The 20625-nt window shown below is 68.7% G+C and carries 17 protein-coding genes; 10 read left to right on the plus strand and 7 right to left on the minus strand.

Annotated elements, in window-relative coordinates; translation table 11 throughout:
- Positions 1-31: 31 nt before the first annotated feature.
- Positions 32-1237: an adenylate/guanylate cyclase domain-containing protein gene (locus HNQ73_RS13165; RefSeq protein ID WP_244650189.1), complete on the minus strand. Its 1206-nt coding sequence runs from the start codon at positions 1235-1237 to the stop codon at positions 32-34.
- Between the two features lie 255 nt (positions 1238-1492).
- Between HNQ73_RS13165 and HNQ73_RS13170 the strand changes: the two genes are divergently transcribed.
- From HNQ73_RS13170 to HNQ73_RS13185, 4 genes are all read left to right on the plus strand, one after another.
- Positions 1493-1798 carry a zinc ribbon domain-containing protein YjdM gene (locus tag HNQ73_RS13170; protein WP_183335316.1) on the plus strand — a complete coding sequence of 102 codons (306 nt, stop codon included), beginning with the start codon at positions 1493-1495 and terminating at the stop codon, positions 1796-1798.
- Between the two features lie 122 nt (positions 1799-1920).
- On the plus strand, positions 1921-3135 hold the full coding sequence (locus HNQ73_RS13175; RefSeq protein WP_183335317.1) for an acyl-CoA dehydrogenase family protein: 1215 nt from the start codon (positions 1921-1923) through the stop codon (positions 3133-3135).
- Between the two features lie 82 nt (positions 3136-3217).
- Complete coding sequence (locus HNQ73_RS13180; protein WP_183335318.1) at positions 3218-4825, plus strand: AMP-binding protein; 1608 nt, start codon at positions 3218-3220, stop codon at positions 4823-4825.
- Positions 4826-4842: 17 nt separating this feature from the next.
- Positions 4843-5889 (plus strand): phosphotransferase family protein, encoded by a 1047-nt coding sequence (locus tag HNQ73_RS13185; RefSeq protein ID WP_183335319.1) that lies wholly within the window; start codon positions 4843-4845, stop codon positions 5887-5889.
- Between the two features lie 12 nt (positions 5890-5901).
- On the opposite strand, the gene HNQ73_RS13190 is transcribed toward HNQ73_RS13185, so the two are convergent.
- The 6 genes from HNQ73_RS13190 to HNQ73_RS13215 all read right to left on the minus strand — a co-directional run bounded on the left by HNQ73_RS13190 (position 5902) and on the right by HNQ73_RS13215 (position 11737).
- The gene (locus tag HNQ73_RS13190) at positions 5902-6741 is read right to left on the minus strand and encodes a GNAT family N-acetyltransferase (protein ID WP_183335320.1); all 840 of its coding nucleotides are present in this window, start codon (positions 6739-6741) and stop codon (positions 5902-5904) included.
- Complete coding sequence (locus HNQ73_RS13195) at positions 6741-7487, minus strand: aspartate/glutamate racemase family protein (RefSeq protein ID WP_183335321.1); 747 nt, start codon at positions 7485-7487, stop codon at positions 6741-6743. Before HNQ73_RS13195 ends, HNQ73_RS13190 begins: the two co-directional genes overlap by 1 nt.
- Positions 7488-7507: 20 nt before the next feature.
- A complete protein-coding gene (locus HNQ73_RS13200) occupies positions 7508-8326 on the minus strand; it encodes an ABC transporter permease (protein ID WP_183335322.1) in 819 nt (272 codons plus the stop codon).
- Position 8327: 1 nt separating this feature from the next.
- Positions 8328-9236, minus strand: a complete 909-nt coding sequence (locus HNQ73_RS13205; protein WP_183335323.1) for an ABC transporter permease — start codon at positions 9234-9236, stop codon at positions 8328-8330.
- An 81-nt stretch (positions 9237-9317) separates the two neighbouring features.
- Positions 9318-10607, minus strand: a complete 1290-nt coding sequence (locus HNQ73_RS13210; protein ID WP_183335324.1) for an ABC transporter substrate-binding protein — start codon at positions 10605-10607, stop codon at positions 9318-9320.
- A 44-nt stretch (positions 10608-10651) separates the two neighbouring features.
- Positions 10652-11737: an ABC transporter ATP-binding protein gene (locus tag HNQ73_RS13215; protein ID WP_183335325.1), complete on the minus strand. Its 1086-nt coding sequence runs from the start codon at positions 11735-11737 to the stop codon at positions 10652-10654.
- A gap of 262 nt (positions 11738-11999) precedes the next feature.
- Between HNQ73_RS13215 and HNQ73_RS13220 the strand changes: the two genes are divergently transcribed.
- From HNQ73_RS13220 to HNQ73_RS13245, 6 genes are all read left to right on the plus strand, one after another.
- Positions 12000-12713: a GntR family transcriptional regulator gene (locus HNQ73_RS13220; RefSeq protein ID WP_183335326.1), complete on the plus strand. Its 714-nt coding sequence runs from the start codon at positions 12000-12002 to the stop codon at positions 12711-12713.
- Positions 12714-13034: 321 nt separating this feature from the next.
- A complete protein-coding gene (locus tag HNQ73_RS13225; protein WP_183335327.1) occupies positions 13035-14354 on the plus strand; it encodes a calcium-binding protein in 1320 nt (439 codons plus the stop codon).
- A gap of 486 nt (positions 14355-14840) precedes the next feature.
- Positions 14841-16598: a type I secretion system permease/ATPase gene (locus HNQ73_RS13230; RefSeq protein ID WP_183335328.1), complete on the plus strand. Its 1758-nt coding sequence runs from the start codon at positions 14841-14843 to the stop codon at positions 16596-16598.
- 16 nt (positions 16599-16614) lie between these two features.
- Entirely contained in the window at positions 16615-18018 is a 1404-nt protein-coding gene (locus HNQ73_RS13235; protein WP_183335329.1) for an HlyD family type I secretion periplasmic adaptor subunit, read from the plus strand.
- Positions 18019-18062: 44 nt separating this feature from the next.
- On the plus strand, positions 18063-19280 hold the full coding sequence (locus tag HNQ73_RS13240; protein ID WP_183335330.1) for a helix-turn-helix transcriptional regulator: 1218 nt from the start codon (positions 18063-18065) through the stop codon (positions 19278-19280).
- Positions 19258-20268, plus strand: coding sequence for a M23 family metallopeptidase (locus HNQ73_RS13245; protein WP_183335331.1), 1011 nt, complete (start codon positions 19258-19260; stop codon positions 20266-20268). Before HNQ73_RS13240 ends, HNQ73_RS13245 begins: the two co-directional genes overlap by 23 nt.
- Positions 20269-20625: the final 357 nt, after the last annotated feature.

Here is a 20625-nt window from a genome sequence, read left to right on the forward strand (position 1 = left end):
GCGGAAAATGCCGCTGCAAGGGCCGCGCGCCTCAGGCGTCGGCGATGGTGAAGAGCTCGGCGTGACCGTCGAAACCGCGCAGCGCATGGTGGCCGACGGAGACGATGCCGTCGCGGAGCGGCTCGGGCGTCGAGGCAAGGAAGGCGGAGGAGAGCAGCGCGTTGCGTCCGAGCAGCCGGCATGTCGCCGAGATGCGGCTTGCCATGTTGACCGCCGGACCGATGACGGTGAAGTCGAGACGGTCCTGGCTGCCGATGTTGCCGAAGAAGACATCGCCGAGGTGAAGCCCGACATAGGCGCCCGTGACGGGCAGGCCAGCAGCCGTGCGCCTGTCGTTAAGCTCCGCGATGCGCCGGCGCAGTAGCGCTTCCGCGGCAAGCGCGGCGCGGCAGGCCTCGCCCGGCTGCTCCGCGGGAAAGATCGCGAGAATGCCGTCGCCCATCAGCTTCAGAACATCGCCGCCCGCCTCGTGGATGGCGGAGATGGTCGCGTCCGCGTAGTCGTTGAGAAAGGGGATGATCTGGTCGGGCGCGACAGTGTTCGTGATCTGCGTGAAGCTGCGCAGGTCGCTGTACCACAGCACCGAGCGCACCTGGTCGGCCACGCCGCGCATGATGCGGCCCGCGAGGACGCGGCGGCCGGCATTGCGCCCGAGATAGGTCGCGACGAGTGTGTCTGTGATGCGCAGCAGCGAGGAGCACTTCACGGCGAGGGCGAGCTGTGGCACGAGCCCGCACAGCAGCGCGGCCTCCTCGTCCGAGAAGCCCTCGGGCGCATCGCTCGCCCAGGAGGAATAGACGCAGTCCATCTCTCCGAGCGAACCCGCGTCGGCAAAGCGGTTGATGCAGGCGACATAATCCGTATGGCCCTGCCCGCGCAGCTCCACGAGCACGGGAAAATCCGCCGCGTCGCCCCTCGTGAAGTTGCGGCGCAGGGTCGTGGTGCCGGTCTCCAGCATGTGGAAGAAGGGGCTGCGGCGCCAGCTCGCCTCCGCGTCGGCGTTGCCGGCGAGCCGGCCATACTCGATCATTTCGCGCTGTTCGTCGCGCCACCACGGGAACACGCGGCCTTCGTGGACGGGGTGCAGCGTGTCCATGATCACGGTCGCGCGTGTGAGCGGCAGGCCGGCGGCGGCAAGCCGCTGGCAGAAGCCGCGCACAAGGTCCGGTTCGGAAGTTCCGACGAGACCCGCCTCGGTCACCCAGGCGGCGACGTCGCTGAAGCGTCGATCGGTCACGGGCAAGATCCTGCTGATGGGGCGGCAGCGGACGCCGCCGGGCTCCCGTCCCCTTGTCCCTTCTACCTTCCGGGTGTGGCAGCTCCTAGGCCCGCGGGCGCGGCGGGCGATCACAATTGGTCGCGCAGGACGGCTGAGGCCGGCATTGCACATGGTCGGCACGTGATATAAGCCTGTCGCGCAGCATCGATGTCGATCGTCCGTCGCGGCCCGTGCCGGACCGGCAGGGTGGCAAGGCACGAAAGCGAGGCGGGCATGGCCGACGACAACGACGAGTATGTCTATGACGAGACGACCGGCGAATGGCGCCCGGCGGCAGAGCTGGCCGCGGAGCGGGCTGCCGCGTCCGTGGCGCGCGACACTGCCGGCAACGTCCTCGCCGATGGGGATTCCGTGATCCTCATCAAGGATCTCAAGGTCAAGGGCGCCAACCAGACCCTGAAGCAGGGCACCGTCATCAAGTCGATCCGCCTCACCGACAATGTCGAGGAGATCGACTGCCGCTACGAGGGCATCAAGGGTCTTGTGCTGCGCACCGAGTTCGTCCGCAAGCGCGGCTGAGCGGCGGGGCCGGACGCCCGTCCGGCCTTGCGCAAAATCCCGGTTGGCCCCGGCGACGGGCTCCAATACCGTGAAGGTGCCCGCTGCCGCCGGCAGCGGCCCAGTTCAGGGTGCGGGGCCGCATGAACTTCGAAATCTCCCCGAGGATAGAGGACTATCGCGCGCGCATCGCTGAATTCGTGGCACGCGAGATCCTGCCGCTCGAGGATGATCCGGATGCATTCGACGCGCACGGCAACATCGCGCTCGACAGGCTCGGACCCCTTCGCGAGAAGGCAAGGGCGGCCGGGCTCTGGTGCCTGCAGCTCAAGGAGGAGACGGGCGGCGCCGGGCTCGGCAAGGTGGGCATGGCTGTCTGCTATGAGGAGATGAGCCGCTCCATCTTCGGGCCCGTGGTCTTCAATGCGGCACCGCCGGACGACGGCAACATGATGCTGCTCGAGGCCGTGGGAACGCCGGAGCAGAAGGCGCGGTGGCTCGCCCCCATCGTCGCCGGCGAGGTCCGCTCCGCCTTCGCCATGACCGAGCCTCACCCAGGCAGCGGCTCGGACCCGTCGATGATGCTCACACGTGCGGAAAGGTGCGGCGACACCTATGTCGTCAGGGGCCGCAAGTGGTTCATCACCGGGGCGGAGGCGGCGAGCCACTTCATCCTCATCGCTCGCACATCGGACGATCCGCGCCACGGCCTCACGGCCTTCCTCTTCCACGGCGACCAGCCCGGCTGGCGCATCGAGCGCCGCATTCCCATCCTGGGGCCGGAGGAGCATGGCGGCCATTGCGAGCTGGTGTTCGACGGCCTCGAGATCCCGGCCGAGAACATCCTTCTCGGCGAGGGGCGGGGCCTCAAGGTGGCACAGATGCGGCTGGGCCCGGCCCGCCTCACCCACTGCATGCGCTGGCTCGGCCTCGCCAAGCGCTGCGTGGAAATCGCGCGCGACTATGCAGGCGAGCGGTACAGCTTCGGCCAGCGCCTGGCGGACCGGGAGAGCATCCAGCTCATGCTCGGCGGCCTCGCCATGCGCATCGAGATCGGCCGTCTTCTCGTCATGCGTGCGGCGTGGGAGCTCGACCGAGGCGGCTTCGCCCGCAAGGAGGTGTCGATGGCCAAGATCCACGTGGCCAATGTCCTGCACGAGGCCGCCGACATCGCCATCCAGATCAACGGCGCGCGTGGCTATTCCAGGGACACGGTGCTGGAGTGGATCTACCGCTACGCCCGCCAGGCGCGGCTGGTCGACGGGGCTGACGAGGTCCACAAGATGGTTCTCAACCGGTTCCTGAACGAGGAGGGAAGCGGCTTCTGGCGCTGGGAGGTCGCAGCCCCGCCGATGTGAGAGCGAAGACCGCCGGGACGCACGCAAAGGAACCCGACAGAAGGTCCGCGCCCGGCACCGGATGGAGGGAGGACAACGATCCATGCGTCTCGACGCCCATCTCGCGCCGCGACCGGCCAACAACGTGCCCCTGACGCCGCTCGATCTTCTGGAGCGAACCATCGAGGCCCATCCCGAGCGGCCCGCCGTCGTCTGGCGGGACCGATCGCTGACCTATCGCGCCTTCGGGCGGATGGTTGCGCGCTTCGCCTCGTTTCTTCTCGATCGCGGCGTCGGCCCCGGCGATGTCGTGTCCGTCATCGCGCCCAACCGGCCGGAGATGCTTGCCGCCCATTACGCGGTGCCGATGATCGGCGCCGTTCTCAACACCATCAACACGCGGCTCGAGACGGAAACGGTCTCCTACATCCTCGACCACGCCGAGGCACGCCTTCTGATCGCCGATCCCGCCTTCATCGACACGGCGCGGACGGCGGCATCGGCCGCCGGCGTGCCGCTCGTCGTCCTTTCCGCCGGGGACGGTGCCGCAGCATCCGACGGCCTCGACCTGTTCGCGGAAGACGTGCAGGTTGCCGTCGACTACAGGGCCTTCGTCAGGGACGAGTGGCAGCCCATCTGCCTCAACTACACCTCCGGCACGACGGGCCGTCCAAAGGGCGTCGTCTACCATCACCGCGGAGCCTATCTGAATGCGCTCGGCAACGTGCTGGCGCTCGGGCTCGACCGGCACAGCGTCTATCTGTGGACCCTGCCGATGTTTCACTGCAACGGCTGGTGCCATACCTGGGCCGTGACGGCGGCCGCCGGCTTGCACGTCTGCCTTGATCGCGTCGATCCCGCCCTCATCTTCGCTGCCATCGAGCGGCACGGCGTCACGCATCTCAGCTGCGCGCCGGTGGTGCTCTACATGTTGCTGAACCATCCGGCCAGCCGGAAGAAGGAGGTTTCCCGCAAGGTGCGCGTCGCGACGGGCGGGGCCGCGCCCACGAGCGCACTGATTGCGCAGATGGAGGCGCTGGGCTTTGACCTGATCCATCTCTACGGACTGACGGAATCCTACGGACCCGCCACCCTGTGCGAGCTCGACGGGACGGCCGGGCTCGACGTGGAGGAGAAGGCGCAGCTTCTGGCGCGGCAGGGCTTTCGCCACGTCACCGGCAGCAGGGTGCGCGTCGTCGACAGCGCGGGCGCCGACGTGGCCCGCGACGGCACGACGACGGGCGAGATCGTGCTCGCGGGCAACACGCTGATGGCCGGCTACTACCGCGACGAGGCCGCGACGGCCGGCGCTTTTGCAGGCGGCGTCTTCCACACGGGCGATCTTGCGGTGGTGCATGGCGATGGCCGCATCGAGATCAAGGATCGGGCGAAGGATGTCATCATCTCGGGCGGCGAGAACATCTCGAGCCTTGAGGTCGAGAACGTGCTGCACCGGCACCCCGCCGTCCTCATCGCCGCCGTGGTGGCCGCGCCCGATCCCAAATGGGGCGAGGTGCCGTGCGCCTTCGTCGAGCTCAAGGAGCCGGAGGCCGTAACGGCGGAGGAGCTGACGGCCTTCTGCAGGGAACGGCTCGCGGGCTTCAAGGTGCCGAAGCGCTTCGTCTTCGGCGAGCTGCCCAAGACGGCGACGGGCAAGATCCAGAAGTTCCTGCTCCGCGCCGAGGCGGCGGTTGCCGCCGGAACCGCCTGAACGCTGGAGCTGCGGCGATGACGGAGAGGGCTCCGACCTGTCTTAGCAATGTCGACTTCGAGCCGGCTGCGCTGGTGCGCTTTCTCGCCGAGCACTTTGGCGGCAGCGCCGACCGCTTCAGCCTGGACAGGATCAGCGGCGGGCAGTCGAACCCCACGTATTTCGTGGATTTCGGCGAGCGGCGCATGGTCCTCCGCAAGCAGCCGAACGGGCCGATCCTGCCCGGCGCGCACGCCGTCGACCGGGAATACCGGGTGCTCGAGGCGCTGGCGGACACGGGCGTGCCGGTGCCGCGGCCGATCCTCTACCACGCCGGGGCGGATCTCCTCGGCACGCCCTTCTACCTGATGGAGCGGCTCGATGGCCGCGTCTTCCACGACTGCGCGCTGCCGGGCCTTGCGCGAGAGGAGCGGCGCGGCATCTACCTCGCCATGGCCGAAGCGCTGGCGCGGCTGCATGCCGTCCGCCCGCAGGAGGTCGGCCTTGCTGACTTCGGCCGGCCCGGCAACTATTTCCAGCGGCAGATCGCACGCTGGTCGAAGCAACTCCACGCTTCGCCGGGCGAACCTGTTCCCGCGCTCGGGCGCGTCGAGGCCTGGCTCAGGGAGAACCTGCCGGCCGACGACGGGACGGTTGCGATCGCGCACGGGGATTTCCGCCTGGGCAACCTGCTCTTCCACGCCACGGAGCCCCGCGTCGTCGCCATTCTCGACTGGGAACTGTCGACTCTCGGCCATCCGCTGGCCGATCTCGGCTTTTGCTGCATGCCGTGGCACACGGCGCCGGACGAGTACGGCGGCATCCTGGGCCTCGACCATGCGGCGCTCGGCATCCCGTCGCGCGAGGAGTTCGTCGCACACTACCTCGCCCATGCCGTGCCGACCGCGCCGTTGCGGCGGTTCCATGTCGCTTTCGCGCTCTTCCGCTTCGCGGTCATCTTCGTCGGCATCGCCGACCGGGCGCGCGCCGGCAATGCCGCGTCGGCCGAGGCGGCAAGGCTCGGCCCGCTCGCCGGCCGCTTCGCGCAACGGGCGCTGGAGGTCATCGAGACCGCAGACTGGTGAGCTGCCGCGGGCTCAGCCAAGTTCCAGCGTTGTGACGCCGAAGACGCCGCTCATGTCGATGGCCGGGGCCGGCCCGCGGTACATGCGGGCCGTCTCGAAGCCCGGCGACAGGCCTGCGCCGGCGAGGAAGTCGGCGAATGCCCCGGCCGTCTCCAGCACGTCGATATGGACGGGGCCGCCGCAGGCCTCCGCGAGGGCACCGAGCAGGCGTTCCGCCGTCGCACCGTCCCGGGCGAAGAGCGGGCCTATCTTGAAGCCGTCACGGCAGGGGCGGGCGACGCCGTAGCCGGTAATGCCGTCCCCGCCCGTCGCCGCGAAGGCGACATGCGGCGGGCGCAGCCACAGGTCGAGGAAGGCGCGTCTCGGCGCCGGAAAGAAGGGGGCATCGAAGGCGGCGACGGCAGCCATGAGCTCCGTCGTCACCGGCGCAATGGCCGCGGAGGTTGCCTGCGGCGTGGCCAGGCGCCCGCTGTAGCGGATCGTGCGATAGGCGGGGGCGAAGCCCATGGTGCGATAGTTGGCCTGCTGGGCGGGCACGCCGTCGAGGCCGACGGTGCGGCCGGCGAGCCGCGCCATGCCGGCGTCCCACACGGCCTTGCCGTAGCCTTTGCCCCGATGCCCGGGCCGGCAGATGTAGAGCCCGATGAAGCCGAAGCTGTCCCCGTAGGCGACGGCCGAGATGCCGGCCACCAGTGTGCCGTCCACGAAGGCGCCGAGAAAGCCTTCCGGGTCCGCCGCATGAAAGGCGGCGGCGTCGGCAAGGCCCGGGTTCCACCCTTCGAGCGCCGCCCAGTCGACCAGCGTCTCCACCTCGGCAGGGGTCAGGGGACGTATCGTCGGCGCGTGCTGCATCAGGCGACCGCCTTGCCCTCCAGGCCGAAGCCGGCGAGGAGGCCGGCATAGGGCTTGACGGCAGGCCGGGCATAGGCCCCGCGCTTGCCGGTGGCGAGGCCCAGCGCCACCAGCGCCTCGGCCTGCTTGACGGCTGCCCCGACGCCGTCGACGACGGGGATACCGAATTCCTCGCGCAGGGCGACGGCGAGGTCCGCCATGCCGGCGCAGCCGAGCACGATCGCCTCCGCATGGTCCTCCGCGAGCGCACGGGCGATCTCGCCGCGCAGGACTGCCACGACGCTGGATGCCGGATCTTCGAGCTCGAGAACCGGGATGCCGAGCGCGCGCACGCGGGCCCGCGGCTCCATGCCGTAGCGGCGGACAAGTTCGGCGACCGGCACCAGCGAGCGCTGCGACATCGTCACGACGGTGAAACGCCGGGCGAGGAAGGAGGCGAGGCTGAGCGCGGCCTCGCATATGCCGATGACGGGAATGGTGGCCATGGCGCGGGCGGCATCGAGCCCCGTGTCGTCGAAACAGGCGATGATCGCCGCCGCGGCGCCCGCCCGTTCTCCGCGCGCGATCTCGGCAAGGAGGCCCGGCACCGCCAGCGCTTCGTCGTAATAGCCCTCGATCGAGGCAGGCCCCATGGTGGAGGTCACGGCCTCGATGACGGTCGACGGCCCGGCGGCTGCGCGCGCCGCCGCGGCGATGGTGGCGGTCATCGAGGCGGTGGTGTTGGGATTGACGACGAGGAGATGCATGGGAGGTTCCCGGCAATGCCTCAGGCACGTGCCCTGCGCCGCCCGAGCCAGACAATGACGGCGAGCGTGAGGGAAATGACGAGGAAGGAGAAGAGGGTGGTCACCGTGCCGAGCGCGTAGAGTACCGGCGTGGTGACGTTGGTCGTCATGGCGTAGATCTCGAGCGGCAGCGTGTTGTAGGTGCCGGCCGTCATCAGCGAGCGGGCGAACTCGTCGTAGGACAGCGTGAAGCCGAAGAGACCGACGCCGACCAGCATCGGCGCGATCATCGGCAGGAGCACATGGCGGAAGGTCTGCCACGGCGAGGCGCCGAGGTCGCGCGCCGCCTCCTCGTAGGAAGGCGAGAAGCGGTTGAAGACCGCGAACATGATGAGCACGCCGAAGGGAAGCGTCCAGGTGAGGTGCGCGCCAAAGGCCGAGCCATACCAGGACGGGCGGATCCCGATCTGCTGGAACATGACGCCGATGCCGAGCGAGATGATGATCGACGGCACCACGAGGCTGGCGACGGTGAGATAGAACAGGGGCGTCGCCCCGACAAACCGGCGCCGGAAGGCGAGGCCGGCGAGCAGGGAGACGACGACCGTTGCTGCCATCACCATGAGGCCGAGCGTGAAGGAGCGGCGGAAGGAGCCACCGAAGTCGCCCACCGCCTGCTGCTCGGTGAGATTGCGGAACCAGTGCAGCGAGACCCCATTGAGCGGGAAGGTGAGGCCGCCATCGGGCCCCTGGAAGGACAGGATCATGATCGCCGACAGCGGCCCGTAGAGAAAGAGGACGAACAGGGCGAAGAAGGCGGCGAGGATCCAGAAGCTGGCGGGGCGTCGTTCGCGGCGCATGTCACAGCTCCTTGCGGATGTCGACGACGCGCAGGATGCCCGCCACCATCAGGAGGACGAGCAGCACGACGGCGTTGGCGGCCGCCGCCGGGTACTGCAGCAGCGACATCTGATTGCGCATCATCAGCGCCACCGAGGCGCTCTGGCCGCCGGACATGACCTGCACGGTGATGAAATCGGCCATCACCAGCGTGACGACGAAGATGGTGCCGATCGCCATTCCCGGCTTGGCCAGCGGCAGGACAACGTTCCACAGCACCTGCCAGGCGTTCGCGCCGGCATCGCGCGCGGCCTCGATGAGCGAACGGTCGATGCGCATGAGCGTGTTGAAGATCGGCGTCACCATGAACAGCGTGTAGAGGTGCACCATGGCGAGCACGACAGCGAAGTCGGAGTAGAGCAGCCATTCGACCGGCGCCGAGACGACCCCCGTCTTGAGGAGCGCCGCATTGACGAGGCCGTTGCGTCCCAAGACCGGGATCCACGAGATCATGCGGATGATGTTTGAGGTCAGGAACGGCACCGTGCAGACGAGGAACAGCACGGTCTGCATTGTCGTGCTGCGCACGTGGAAGGCCAGGAAATAGGCGACCCAGAAGCCGATGAAGAGCGTCAGCGCCCAGACGATGACGGCATATTTCAGCGTGTTGAGATAGGTGCGCCAGGTGACCCAGGAGCCGAGCGTATCAACATAGTTGGTGAGGATGAAATCGGGATAGAGCCGCGCAAAGTCGTAGTCCCAGAAGCTGACCACCACGATCATCACGATCGGCGCGAGGAGGAAGAAGCCGAGGATGAGCGCGAGCGGTGCCGCTTGCAGGTAGGCGACGAGCCGCCCCGGCACGGAGGCGAGACGCGCGCGGGTGGTGCGGGCCGGGGCAACGGCGGGCTGTTCGACGGCGATGGCCATGCGGCCGTTCCTCTCCTGAAGGCGCGACTGGGATCCGCGAGGCCGCCCCCGCCTGGCGGGGCGGGGGCGGAGAGGATGGGATCAGGCGGCGATGAACTCGTTCCAGCGCCGGACCATGTAGCGGTCCTCGTCCATAACGGAGTTCCAGCAGGCAACCTTGCCCATGCGCTCCTCGAAGGAGCCGCCGTCGCGCACGGCGCCGGCCTTCTCCATCACCTTGCCCTCGGGAGAGAGGATGTCGCCCTTGGCCGGCTTGCCCTCGACCCAGAAGCCCCATTCGTCTTCCGTCATGTAGGCCTTGGCGGTCTCCATGCAGGCCGAGTAGTAGCCTTGGCGGTTGAGATAGGCGCCGACCCAGCCCGAGAGGTACCAGTTGATGTATTCGTAGGCGGCGTCGAGCTTGGCGCCGCTCAGGTGCTTGGCGAGGCCGATGCCGCCGCCCCAGGCGCGATAACCCTCCTTGAGCGGCTGGTAGACGCAGGGAATGCCGCGCGAGCGCACGGCCGCCACCGCCGGCGACCACATGGACTGGATGACGACCTCGCCGGAGGCCATCAGGTTCACGCTCTCGTCGAAGGACTTCCAGAAGGCGCGGAACTGGCCCGCGCGCTTGGCAGCGATGAGGAAGTCGATGGTCTTGTCGATCTCCTCGCGCGTCATGTTGCCCTTGTCGGAATATTTGATCTCGCCTGCGGCCTCCATGATCATGGCCGCGTCCATGATGCCGATGGACGGGATGTTGAGGATCGCCGTCTTGCCGCGGAAGGCCGGGTCCATGATGTCGGCCCACGAGGTGATCGGACGGCCGACGAGATCGGGCCGGATGCCGAGGGTGTCGGCATTGTAGATGGTCGGCACCATCGTCAGCCAGCCGGTCGGCTCCTTGGCGAAGGTGGTCGAATCCGGCCCCTCGACGAAGCCCACCGTATGCGGCGCCGTGCCCTGGGCGATGATGCTGTCGGGCGTGAGCTTGCCGGTGATGAAGAGCGGTACGATCTTGTCGAAGTACTTGATGCGCGACACGTCCATGGGCTGAAGGACGCCGGCCGGGAAGACCTTCTTGGCGATCCAGTACTCCACGTCGGCGATGTCGTAGGAGTCAGGCTGGGTGACGGCGCGCTGCGCGGCGGCGTCCGAATCCATCGCCGTCATCTCCAGCGTGATGCCGAGGTCCTCCTTGCACTTCTCGGCAATGGCATTGAGGTTCGACACGCCGGTGCCGAACTGGCGCAGCGTGATCGGGTTCTTCGCCCAGATCGTCGGGAAGCCGGTGATCGCGCCCGAGCCTGCGGCGAGGCCCGCCGCGGCGGCGCCGGTCTTCAGGAGCGTGCGGCGCGAGATGCCGCGCTTGTCCCTTGTCGTCTTCGTCATGGCCTCATCCCCTCTTTGTGATTGTTGCTGGCTTGGTTGTCGGTTCAGGAATCGAGCCGACCGAGGACGATCGCGTCCTCGGCACTCCAGGCGAACGGAACCGCCTCGCCCACCGTGACCGGCTTGGCGAAGAAAGCGCCATCGCCGACGATTGCCGTGAAATCCTCGATGCCGGCGCCGCTCGCCGTCAGCTTCACCGTCGCGCCGCGGTATTCGACATTGGTGATGATGCCGGTGAAGCCGAGGCCGTCAGCCGGCTCCTCGCCGAGGCGCACCCGGTCCGTGCGCACGGCGATGTCCGCCTGCCCGTCCTGCCGCGGGCGGCCCACGGCGCGGAAGCGGCCGCCGCCGGCGACCTCGACCGTGACCGCGCCGTCCCGCGCGTCGACGACCCGGCCCGAAATGACGTTGTGATCACCCATGAAGCGGGCGACGAAGGCGGTGGCCGGGCGCTCGAAGATGGTGCGCGGAGGCGCTGCCTGCTCGATGCGGCCCTCGTTCATCACCACGATGAGGTCGGCGAGCGCCATCGCCTCCTCCTGGCTGTGGGTGACGTGGACGAAGGTGATGCCGAGCTCCTTCTGCAGCTTCTTGAGCTCGGCCCGCACCTTGATCTTCAGGAACGGGTCGAGCGCCGACAGCGGCTCGTCGAGCAGCAGTGCCTCGGGATCGGTGATCAGCGCGCGCGCCAGCGCCACGCGCTGCTGCTGGCCGCCCGAGAGCTGGGCCGGCTTGCGGTCGGCATAGGCCTCCATCCGCACGAGCTTCAGCATCTCGAGCGCACGGGCACGGCGCTCATCCTTCGGCACGCCCTTCATCTTGAGGCTGAAGGCGACGTTGTCTGCCACATCGAGATGGGGAAACAGGGCGTAGGACTGGAACATCATGGCCGTGCCGCGCCGGGCGGGCGGCAGGTCGGTGACGACCGTATTGCCGAGCCGGATGTCTCCCGAGGAGATTCGCTCGTGCCCGGCGATCATCCTCAGCGTCGTCGACTTGCCGCAGCCGGACGGGCCGAGCAGGCAGCAGTAGCTGCCCGCGGGAATCTTGAGACTGATGGAGTGAACGGCAGTCAGCGTTCCGTAGACCTTGGACACGGAAGCGATGTCGATGGCGGCAGCTTTGCTCATGCGGCATTCCCCTGTCTGCAGGGAACGAAGCATCCCGCGTGCCAACTGCCGGCCGCAGCTCCAAGGTGCTGGCAGGGCTCACGTTTTTTGCGGGTGCGAAGGGCGCAGGAGAGGCTGGGATCCGTACCTGCCCAAATTGCGGGCAATCGTCGCCGATCGAATGAAAAGATCGTATGCAATTTTTGTCAGGACTGTTGTCAATCTGAGCTTCCCTTTGGCGCGTTTGGCGCTAGAACCAGGGCCCCATGCGGATGAAACGGGCATGAGCCTCATCGATTCGACATCTGCCGGCGGGCAACCGGCGGGCGAGGACCGGACGCAGGCGATCCGCGACCGGCTGCGCGACGCCATCGTCGACCACCGTCTGGCGCCGGGCACGAAACTCTCCGAGAGCGAGGTGGGTGGGCTGTTCGAGGTAAGCCGCACGGTGGCGCGCGCGGCCCTGCAGATGCTCGCCTTCGAGGGGCTGGTGCGCATCGAGCGCAACCGGGGCGCCTTCGTCGCCAACCCCTCGCCGGAGGAGGCGCGCCAGGTCTTCGCCTCGCGGCGGCTGATCGAGCCCGGCATCGTCACGGCCGCGGCGGAGCGGGCAACGGCCGGCGATGTTGCGCGTCTCAGGGCACACCTCGCCGCCGAGCGCCGGCACATGCACGCGCGCGGGCCGGAGGCACGGCGTGCTGAGATCAAGGCCTCGGGCGAGTTCCACCTGCTGCTCGCCGCCGTCGCGGGCAATGCCATCCTGCAGCGCTTCATGGAGGAGCTGGTTGCCCGCTCGTCGCTCGTCATCGCGCTCTACGGACGCACCGGTGCCTCGAGCTGCGGCCACGACGAGCACGACGCCATCGTCGATGCGCTCGAGAGGCGCGACGCGAAGGCGGCCGCGGCCCTCATCGTCAGCCACATCGACCACATCGAGGCCGATCTCGACCTGCGCCTGCGCACGAGCCCGTCGCTGAAGGCGGCACTGAACCTGTAGGCGACGTGCGGAGGCAGGCACCGCGCCGCGGGCAGAACCGGCGCGACGCTCCCCGGAGGCGGTGCGAGGGCCACAATCGCCCGGGCGGGAAATGTTCCAACCGCGCGGCTGAAACTGCGTGCCCGGACACCGGCCGGCGCGGCGAGGCTGCTTTTTTGTCTCCAGTTGGGGATTGTATCCTTTCCTGACGCTCGCTAGCTTCCCCAAGCTCTTCACGGCGCGAACCCCTCGGATCGGGGCCTGGTACGCGCAAGCAGTCAATGCACCACAATAAGAACAGCGCGCTCATCGCAGGCTCGTCCTGAACGATGGAGTATGACCATGGCTGATATCGTCGGAACACTTGGTAACGACAACGGCGTCGACAATCCTATTCTTGTCGGTACCGCCCTGGCAGACACGATCACGGGCCTCTCGGGCAACGACATCCTGCTCGGCCTCGAGGGTGATGACGTTCTGAACGGCGGCCCGGGCGACGATCTGCTCGACGGCGGCGAGGGCAACGACACGCTGAACGGTGGTGCCGGAGCCGACGTCATCCTGGGCGGTGCCGGTGACGACATCGCCCTCGGCGGGGCAGGCGCAGACACGATCGACGGCGGTGACGGCAACGATACCCTCAGCGGCGGCGCGGGAGACGACTTTATCTCCGGCGGCGCTGGCATCGATGAGCTCATCGGTGGCGCCGGTGACGACTGGTTGGACGGCGGCGACGACAATGACACCCTCGCCGGCGGGGCCGGCAACGACACGATGTTCGGCGGGGCGGGCGACGACACGCTTAACGGCGGAGCGGGCGACGACTGGATAGACGGTGGTGACGGCGTCGACACACTGAACGGCGGGCTCGGCGACGACACGCTGTTCGGCGGGGCGGGTGACGACACGCTCAACGGCGGCCTCGGCGACGACACGCTGAACGGTGACGACGGCAACGACATCCTCAACGGCGGGGCGGGCGACGACACGCTCAACGGCGGAGCGGGCGACGACGAGCTGAACGGTGGCGCCGGCAACGACGCCCTCGCCGGCGGTGATGGCAATGATGTCATGAACGGAAATGACGGCAGCGACCTCATGGAAGGTGGCGCCGGCGACGACACCATGAACGGCGACGCGGGCGACGACGTGATGGACGGCGGTGACGGCGCCGACATCATGAGCGGCGGCGATGGCGACGACGAGCTGAGCGGCGGGAACGGCAGCGACACGCTGACGGGCGGCGCTGGCAACGACGAGCTCTTTGGCGGCAATGGCAACGACGAGCTCTACGGCGAGGCCGGCGACGATACGCTCGACGGCGGCAACGGTGCCGATACGCTCGACGGCGGCGAGGGTGACGACGTGCTGACCGGCGGGGCGGGCACCGACACCTTCAACTTCGGCGATGACACGGGTGTCGATTTCGGCGACGACGAGATCACTGACCTGAGCTTCGCTGATGGTGACGAAGTGGTCATCGACGCGCCGGCCGGCTTCGACCCGGCCACCGTGGTCGTCGACGACGACGGCACCAACACCACGCTCGACTTCGGCTTCGGCACGATCCAGCTCGACGGTGTGACCGGCGGTGCCACGCCCTACACCTCCATCGACGAGATCAACGACGACGCGGGCTACACCGCCATCGCAATCGTCTGACCTTTCGTCCCGGGGCTGCAACACGAGGAGCGACGGCCAGCGCCGCCGCTCCTTTCCTTGCGCGCCTGGCAATGATGCGATCGCCATCGAACCTTCGGGGTGCGGAGCGCGAGGGCGCCGCGCTTCGGGCTCCGTTGCAGCAGCCTGTCCCGCCAATGTCAGAAATGAAAAGCAACGCTGAGGAAGGGGCCGTGCATCGTTGCCCCGGTGAAGCGAACGGTCTAGGCGCCGGCGCGCTCGGCGGAGCCGGTGGCGCGAGTGCGGGACCGTGTGGTCGGAAGTCCGCGTGACAAACTTTTCGTCCCCAAATGGGGATTTTTTTCCCCGCCGCAGTTCCGTAACCTCGCCGCGGTCGAGACAGCGGTAGACGGGGCGGAGGAGGGTGTTTTTCTCCGGCGCCCCGAGGGCTGGCTGGTACGCAGAGCGCGGCGGCAGCGAGCCTGTCGCTGGCGTAAGACGTCTATGCTGTCCGCTGTCGGAGGGCGCATGCCGCGAGTATCGGCAAGGCTGGCGACTGGCAAGGACCGTCCGGAGAGCCTCGCGTCGCTGTTCGGCGCGATCCCGGATCGCGGCGTCTTCGTCTGGGTCGTCGTCTTCAGCGTCGTTATCAACACACTGCTGCTGATCCTGCCCCTCTTCGCCATCCTGGTTTTCGACAGGGTGCTGACGAGCGGCAGCATCGAGACGCTCCTTGCCCTCACGGCGCTCGCCTTCGGGGCCCTCGGCTTCGGCGCCGCCTTCGACGTGCTGCGCGACAGACTCCTCGGCCGTCTGGCCGTCAGGTTCGAGCAGAACCTCGCCCCGCTCGTTCTCAAGGCTGCGATCACCGATCCGGCGCGGCGCTCGGAGGGCGGCACCCACGACATCGTGCGGCTGCGCGAGCTCAGGACCCTGCTGTCGAGCAACACCATTCCCATGCTGATCGACGCGCCCTTCTTGCCGGGGTTCATCGTGGTTCTGTACCTGATCCACCCCTACTACGGGCACATCGCGCTCGCCGGCGCGGCGGTCATCGCCGTCCTCGCGCTGGTGAGCCAGCGCATCGCGCGGGCGGAGCGTGACAATGCGAAGGCGGCCGCCGGCCTCGCGCAGACGACGCTCGACAGCATCATCCGGCACGCCAACCTCATCCGCGTGATGGGCTGGCGAACCGGCGCCGTGCGGGAGTTCCTGCGGCTCAACAACGAGGCGCTGGCGCCGGTCGTCAGGGCGAGCGAACGGGTGGCCACCGTCGCCTCCATCGCCCGCATGATCCGGCTGGCGCTGCAGGTCGCCGCCATCGCCGTCGGTGCCTGGCTGGTGCTGGAGAACGAGGTGCTGCCCGGCAGCATGATCGCCTCCTCGATCATCATCAGCCGCACGCTGGCGCCGATGGAGCATCTGGTGGCCGCCTGGCGGCCCCTGATGTCAGCGCGGGATGCCTGGACGCGCGTGCGGGCCGCTGTCGCCTCCGTCTTCGCCGAGCCGCGCAGGACCCTGCAGCCGCCGCCCTCCGGCGCCGTCGGCGTGCAGGGCCTCGTCTTCCGTACCGGCGAGGTCCGCCGGCCGATCCTCGCCGGCGTGACCTTCTCCTGCCCGCCGGCGAGCGTCGTCGTCATCATCGGGCCGACAGGCGCCGGAAAATCCACGCTGCTGCGCATGATCGCGGGGCTCGCCCGGCCGACCACGGGCATCATCCGCCTAGACGGGGCCTCCCTCGACCAGTGGGACCCCGACCAGCTCGGCAGCTATGTCGGATACTTGCCACAAGAGGCCGAGCTGATGGGCGGCACCGTCGCCGAGGCGATTGCTGGCTTCGACGAGACCGCGACGGATGCCGATGTGGTCCGGGCGGCCCTCCTCGCCAATGCCCACGACATGATCCTGTCCCTGCCGCGTGGCTACCAGACCGAGATCGGCCGCGACGGCAGCAAGCTGTCCGGCGGACAGCGCCAGCGCATCGGCCTCGCGCGCGCTTTCTTCGGCGAAAGGCGCCTCATCCTGCTCGACGAGCCCAACGCCAATCTCGACCACGAGGGAGAGGAGGCGCTCTGCCACGCCATCCGCGAGGCCAAGGCCCGCGGCGCCACCGTGCTCGTCGCCTCGCACCGCCCGCGGCTGCTGACCGTCGCCGACTTCATCCTGTTCCTGCGCGATGGCACCCAGGTCGCCTTCGGCGTGCCGGGGGAGGTGATGCCGCAGTCCATGTCGAGATCCGCCACCGTCCGGTCCATGAAGCCGGCGCAGAGCGGGGCGGGGTCTTGAGCCGGGAGGAGGGCCGATGCAGCAGCTCGACGGTTCCGGTGGTCGGTGGACGCCGACGGTGGTGGGTGAGCGGCGGCCGGCGACGGGGGCCGAGGTCATGGGCGTCAGGCCGGCTGTCGCGCTCGATGAGCCGCGCTCCGAGACGCGCAGGCTGGTCGCCTGGGGCTGCTTTCTGTGCATCCTGCTGTTCGGCGGCTTCGGAGCCTGGAGCGCGACCGTGCCCCTGAGCAGCGCTGTCATGGCGCCGGGCGTCGTCAAGGTCCTGTCGAAGCGGCGCCCTGTCCAGCACCTCCATGGCGGCATCGTCGACAAGATCTTCGTGCATGAGGGCCAGCGGGTGGAGCGCGGCCAGCTCGTGGCGAAGCTCGACACCACGCAGATCGAGGCCAACCTCGGCGTGCTCGAGACCAAGCTCTTCGCGGATCTTGCGATGGAGGCGCGCCTCGCGGCCGAGGAGGCGGGTACCGACACCGTATCCTTCCCGGAGGAGCTGACCGCCGCCGCGGCCACGCGCGCCGAGGCGCAGGCGGCGATCCAGGCCCAGCTTGCGGAATTCGCGGCGCGGGCCGCCGCGCTCGCAGGCCAGACAAGGGTGATCGACGAGCAGGTGCGCCAGCTCGAGGAGGCGATCCGCGGCCTCGAGACGAGCTCGGACGGGCTGCGGCAGCAGCTGGCCTATCTGAGGGACGAGATCCGGGATTCGGAGGTCCTGCTCGCCAAGGGCCTGGCGAGGAAGCCCCGTCTCCTCGCCCTCAAGCGCGCCGAGGTGGAAGCCCGGACCCAGATTGAGACCAACGCCGCCTCGATCGCCCAGTCGAGGGGCAAGATCGCCGAGCTGACCGAGCGGCGGCGCCAGCTCCGCTACGACTGGCTTGAGGCCATCGCCAAGCAGCGGCACATTGTGCGGGAAGAGATCGCCGACGCCAGGCACCGCATCGCCGCCGCGCGCGACATGCTCGTCCAGAGCGAGATGCGGGCGCCGGAAACCGGCATCGTCGTCGGCCTCAACACGCGCGATCTCAACGCGACGCTCGGCCCGCGCGAGACGCTGCTCGATATCGTGCCGGTGGCCGACCGCCTCAGCGTCGAGGGCGAAGTCCGCCCGGCCGACCGCGACGAGGTGAGGGCAGGCCAGCCTGCACGCATCCGCGTTCTCGCCTTCAATTCCCGACGCGCGCCCATGCTCGCCGGGACGGTGACGACGGTTTCGGCCGATGCACTGCTAGAGCCCAAGACGAACACGCTGTTCTACAAGATCGAGGTGGAACTGGTCGCAGATCCGGAAACGAGGCCCTATCTCGAGACCCTTCAGCCGGGCATGCCGGTCCAGATCTTCATAGAAACGGGGCAACGGACGTTCATGGAGTATCTTTTGACGCCGCTGATGCTGCGCGCCGAGCGTGCTTTCAGGGAAAGTTGAGCAGTTTTTCTGGGGGGCCCAGGTAGTAGCGTCGGAGGGCGCCCATGCAGGAAGCAACAAAGGAGTCCGGAGGCCAGAGCAAGAGCGATTTCATACTCTCCAGGGCCGCGCTGCTCCTCAAGGGGCCGGCAGAGGCCCATCGAGACGGTGGGCAGCCGTCGCCACGCGAGTCCGTGCGGACGATGCGTGTGTCGGCCGAGGTGTTCGGCCGGGCGGTGATAGACCTGCTCGGTTGCGAGCGCTGCTGCGTTGCGCTGGTGTCGCAGGCGACTGGCCTCGTCGCCGATGTGGTGACCCTCGGGCCGGTGGCCGACGATGCCGTCGCCGTCGGGGCCATGCGGCAGTTCGCCCTCGGCCTGCAGCGCAACGGTGCGGCGCTGCGCTGCATCAGCGCGGGAAACGCCTTGGCGGCAGCCATCCTGGGGCCGGCGCCCTCCGTCGGGGCGCAGGGGCTGGCCGGAAGCACGCATGTGGGAGAGAGCCTCGAGGTCGTCTTTCTCTCGGGCTGGCTCGCCGCGCCTCTGGCGCCTGTGGAGCTCGACCGCACCGCCCGGGCCGTGCGGGCCATCTGGACGGCCGCGCAGCACGCGCCCCGGCGCCGGCCGGACGACGGCGTGGCCGCATTCCTCAACGAGCTCATCTTCCCGGCCTTCATTGTCGACGGCAGCCTGCGCCTGCTCAGGACCAATGATGCCGGGCGCGACTACCTGCTCAAGGACGGCCCGCTCCAGTTGGGCGGTGGCATCCTCTGCGGCACGAACGACACAGTGACGCGGAAGCTTCTGCAGGCCCTCGCCGACGCGGCGACGGCGCAGCCGGAGCGGATCCCGCCGACGATGGTTGTGCCGCTGTCGACCGAGCGTGGCGCTTTCGCCTTCGCCTGGATCGGCCCGGCCTGGATGGAGGAGGAGGACGACCGCTTCCTCCTCGTTGTGCCCCAGGTCGATCCAGCCGCAGGCGCGAGGCGCATCGCATCGGCCTTCGGCCTGAAATGGGCGGAGGAGCGGATCGTGGCCTGCGTGCTGTGCGGCCAGCCGCCATCGCGCATGGGCCAGGCGCTCGGCCTCACCGAGGCGACCGTCAGAACCTACACGAAACGCATCATGCTCAAGCTCGGCATCAATCGACAGGTGGAGTTCTTCCTGCTCTACATTCTCACGATGTCGCCCTTCAGGCGGGGGGGAAGGGGTTCGGCCCGTCTGTCGCAGGGGTGCCTGTCCACGGCGGGAGGCGCAAACGATGAGCGACCGCACGACGCCTGACCTGCGGCTGCGCATTGCGGCGGCGCTGCTGGCGCTCGCCGCGGCGAGCGCTGCGGTCGCGGCGGAGCGGCCGGTGCTGCAGCTGCCGCTCGCCTGCGAGATCGGCCGCGACTGCTTCATCCAGACCTATGTCGACGTTGATCCGTCCTCGCCCGGCGCGCGCGACTACATGTGCGGCACCCGCGCGCAGGATGGCCACAATGGCATCGATTTCCGCTTGCCGGACATGGCCGCGCAGCGCGCCGGAGTCGATGTGCTCGCCGCGGCCGACGGGCGCGTTCTCAGGCAGCGCGACGGCATGGCCGACGCGCCGGTGAGCGGCAGCGACAAGTCCTCCGTCGAGGGCATGGAATGCGGCAACGGCCTTGTCATCGACCACGGCGGGGGATGGGAGACGCAATACTGCCATCTGGCGAAGGGCAGCCTGCGGCTCAAGCCGGGCGAGACGGTGAAGGCTGGGCAGCCCGTCGGCCGCGTCGGCCTTTCCGGCCTCAGCCAGTATCCGCATGTCCATTTCACCGTCCGCCACGCGGGGCGGGTGGTCGACCCCTTTGCCGTCGATGCGCCGCCCGGTGCCTGCGGTGGCGGCACGAGCCTGTGGGCGCCGGCGCTGCAGGCGAGCCTCGCCTATCGCCCGCGCGCCGTCGTCAACCACGGCTTCGCATCGGGGCCCGTCACGATGCAGATGGTCGAGGAGCGGGCCGCACCGGCTCCCGATCCCGCGGCCGAGGCGCTCGTCGCCTATATCCGCGCCATCGGCCTGCAGGCGGGGGACATCCAGCATCTCGTCGTCAAGGATCCGGCAGGGCGCGTCATCGCCGAGAACAAGGCGAAGCCGACGGCACGCAGCCAGGCCCAGACCCTGCTCTACACGGGCCGGAAACGGCCGCCCGAGGGCTGGCTGCCCGGGCGGTACGCGGCGAGCTACCGGGTGCTGCGCGACGGCGCCGTGGTGCTGGAGCAGGATTTTTCCGTCGAGCTGCGCTAGCCTCCCGCTGGGCCGCAGGCGCGTGGCAGGACACCCGACATGTGGCAAGCAGGGCGTGCCAAGGGGACCGTCGCGGTCAATAATGCCCGATGTCTTTCCGCATTCAGGCCCAGGGCGACAGCCATAGACGTCTGAGAGGGCCTCCGCTCCCAGGGCCTTATCACGCTGCAATCGTGCCGGGATGCCGTCGCTCGCTCCAAGTCAAGCCTTTTGAATGGCAACGCAGAGAAAACGGGCCATCATCAACGGTGCGTCCGGCGGCCGATGATGTCCCGAGAGGTGGTGTAGCTTATGCGATCGCCGTGCCTTCCGAACTGTGCCGGATCAGCTTGCCGCAGCGGGCAGGCTGATGAGCGG

Origin of the sequence: Chelatococcus composti (assembly GCF_014201415.1) — a bacterium.
GTDB classification, from domain to species: domain Bacteria; phylum Pseudomonadota; class Alphaproteobacteria; order Rhizobiales; family Beijerinckiaceae; genus Chelatococcus_A; species Chelatococcus_A composti.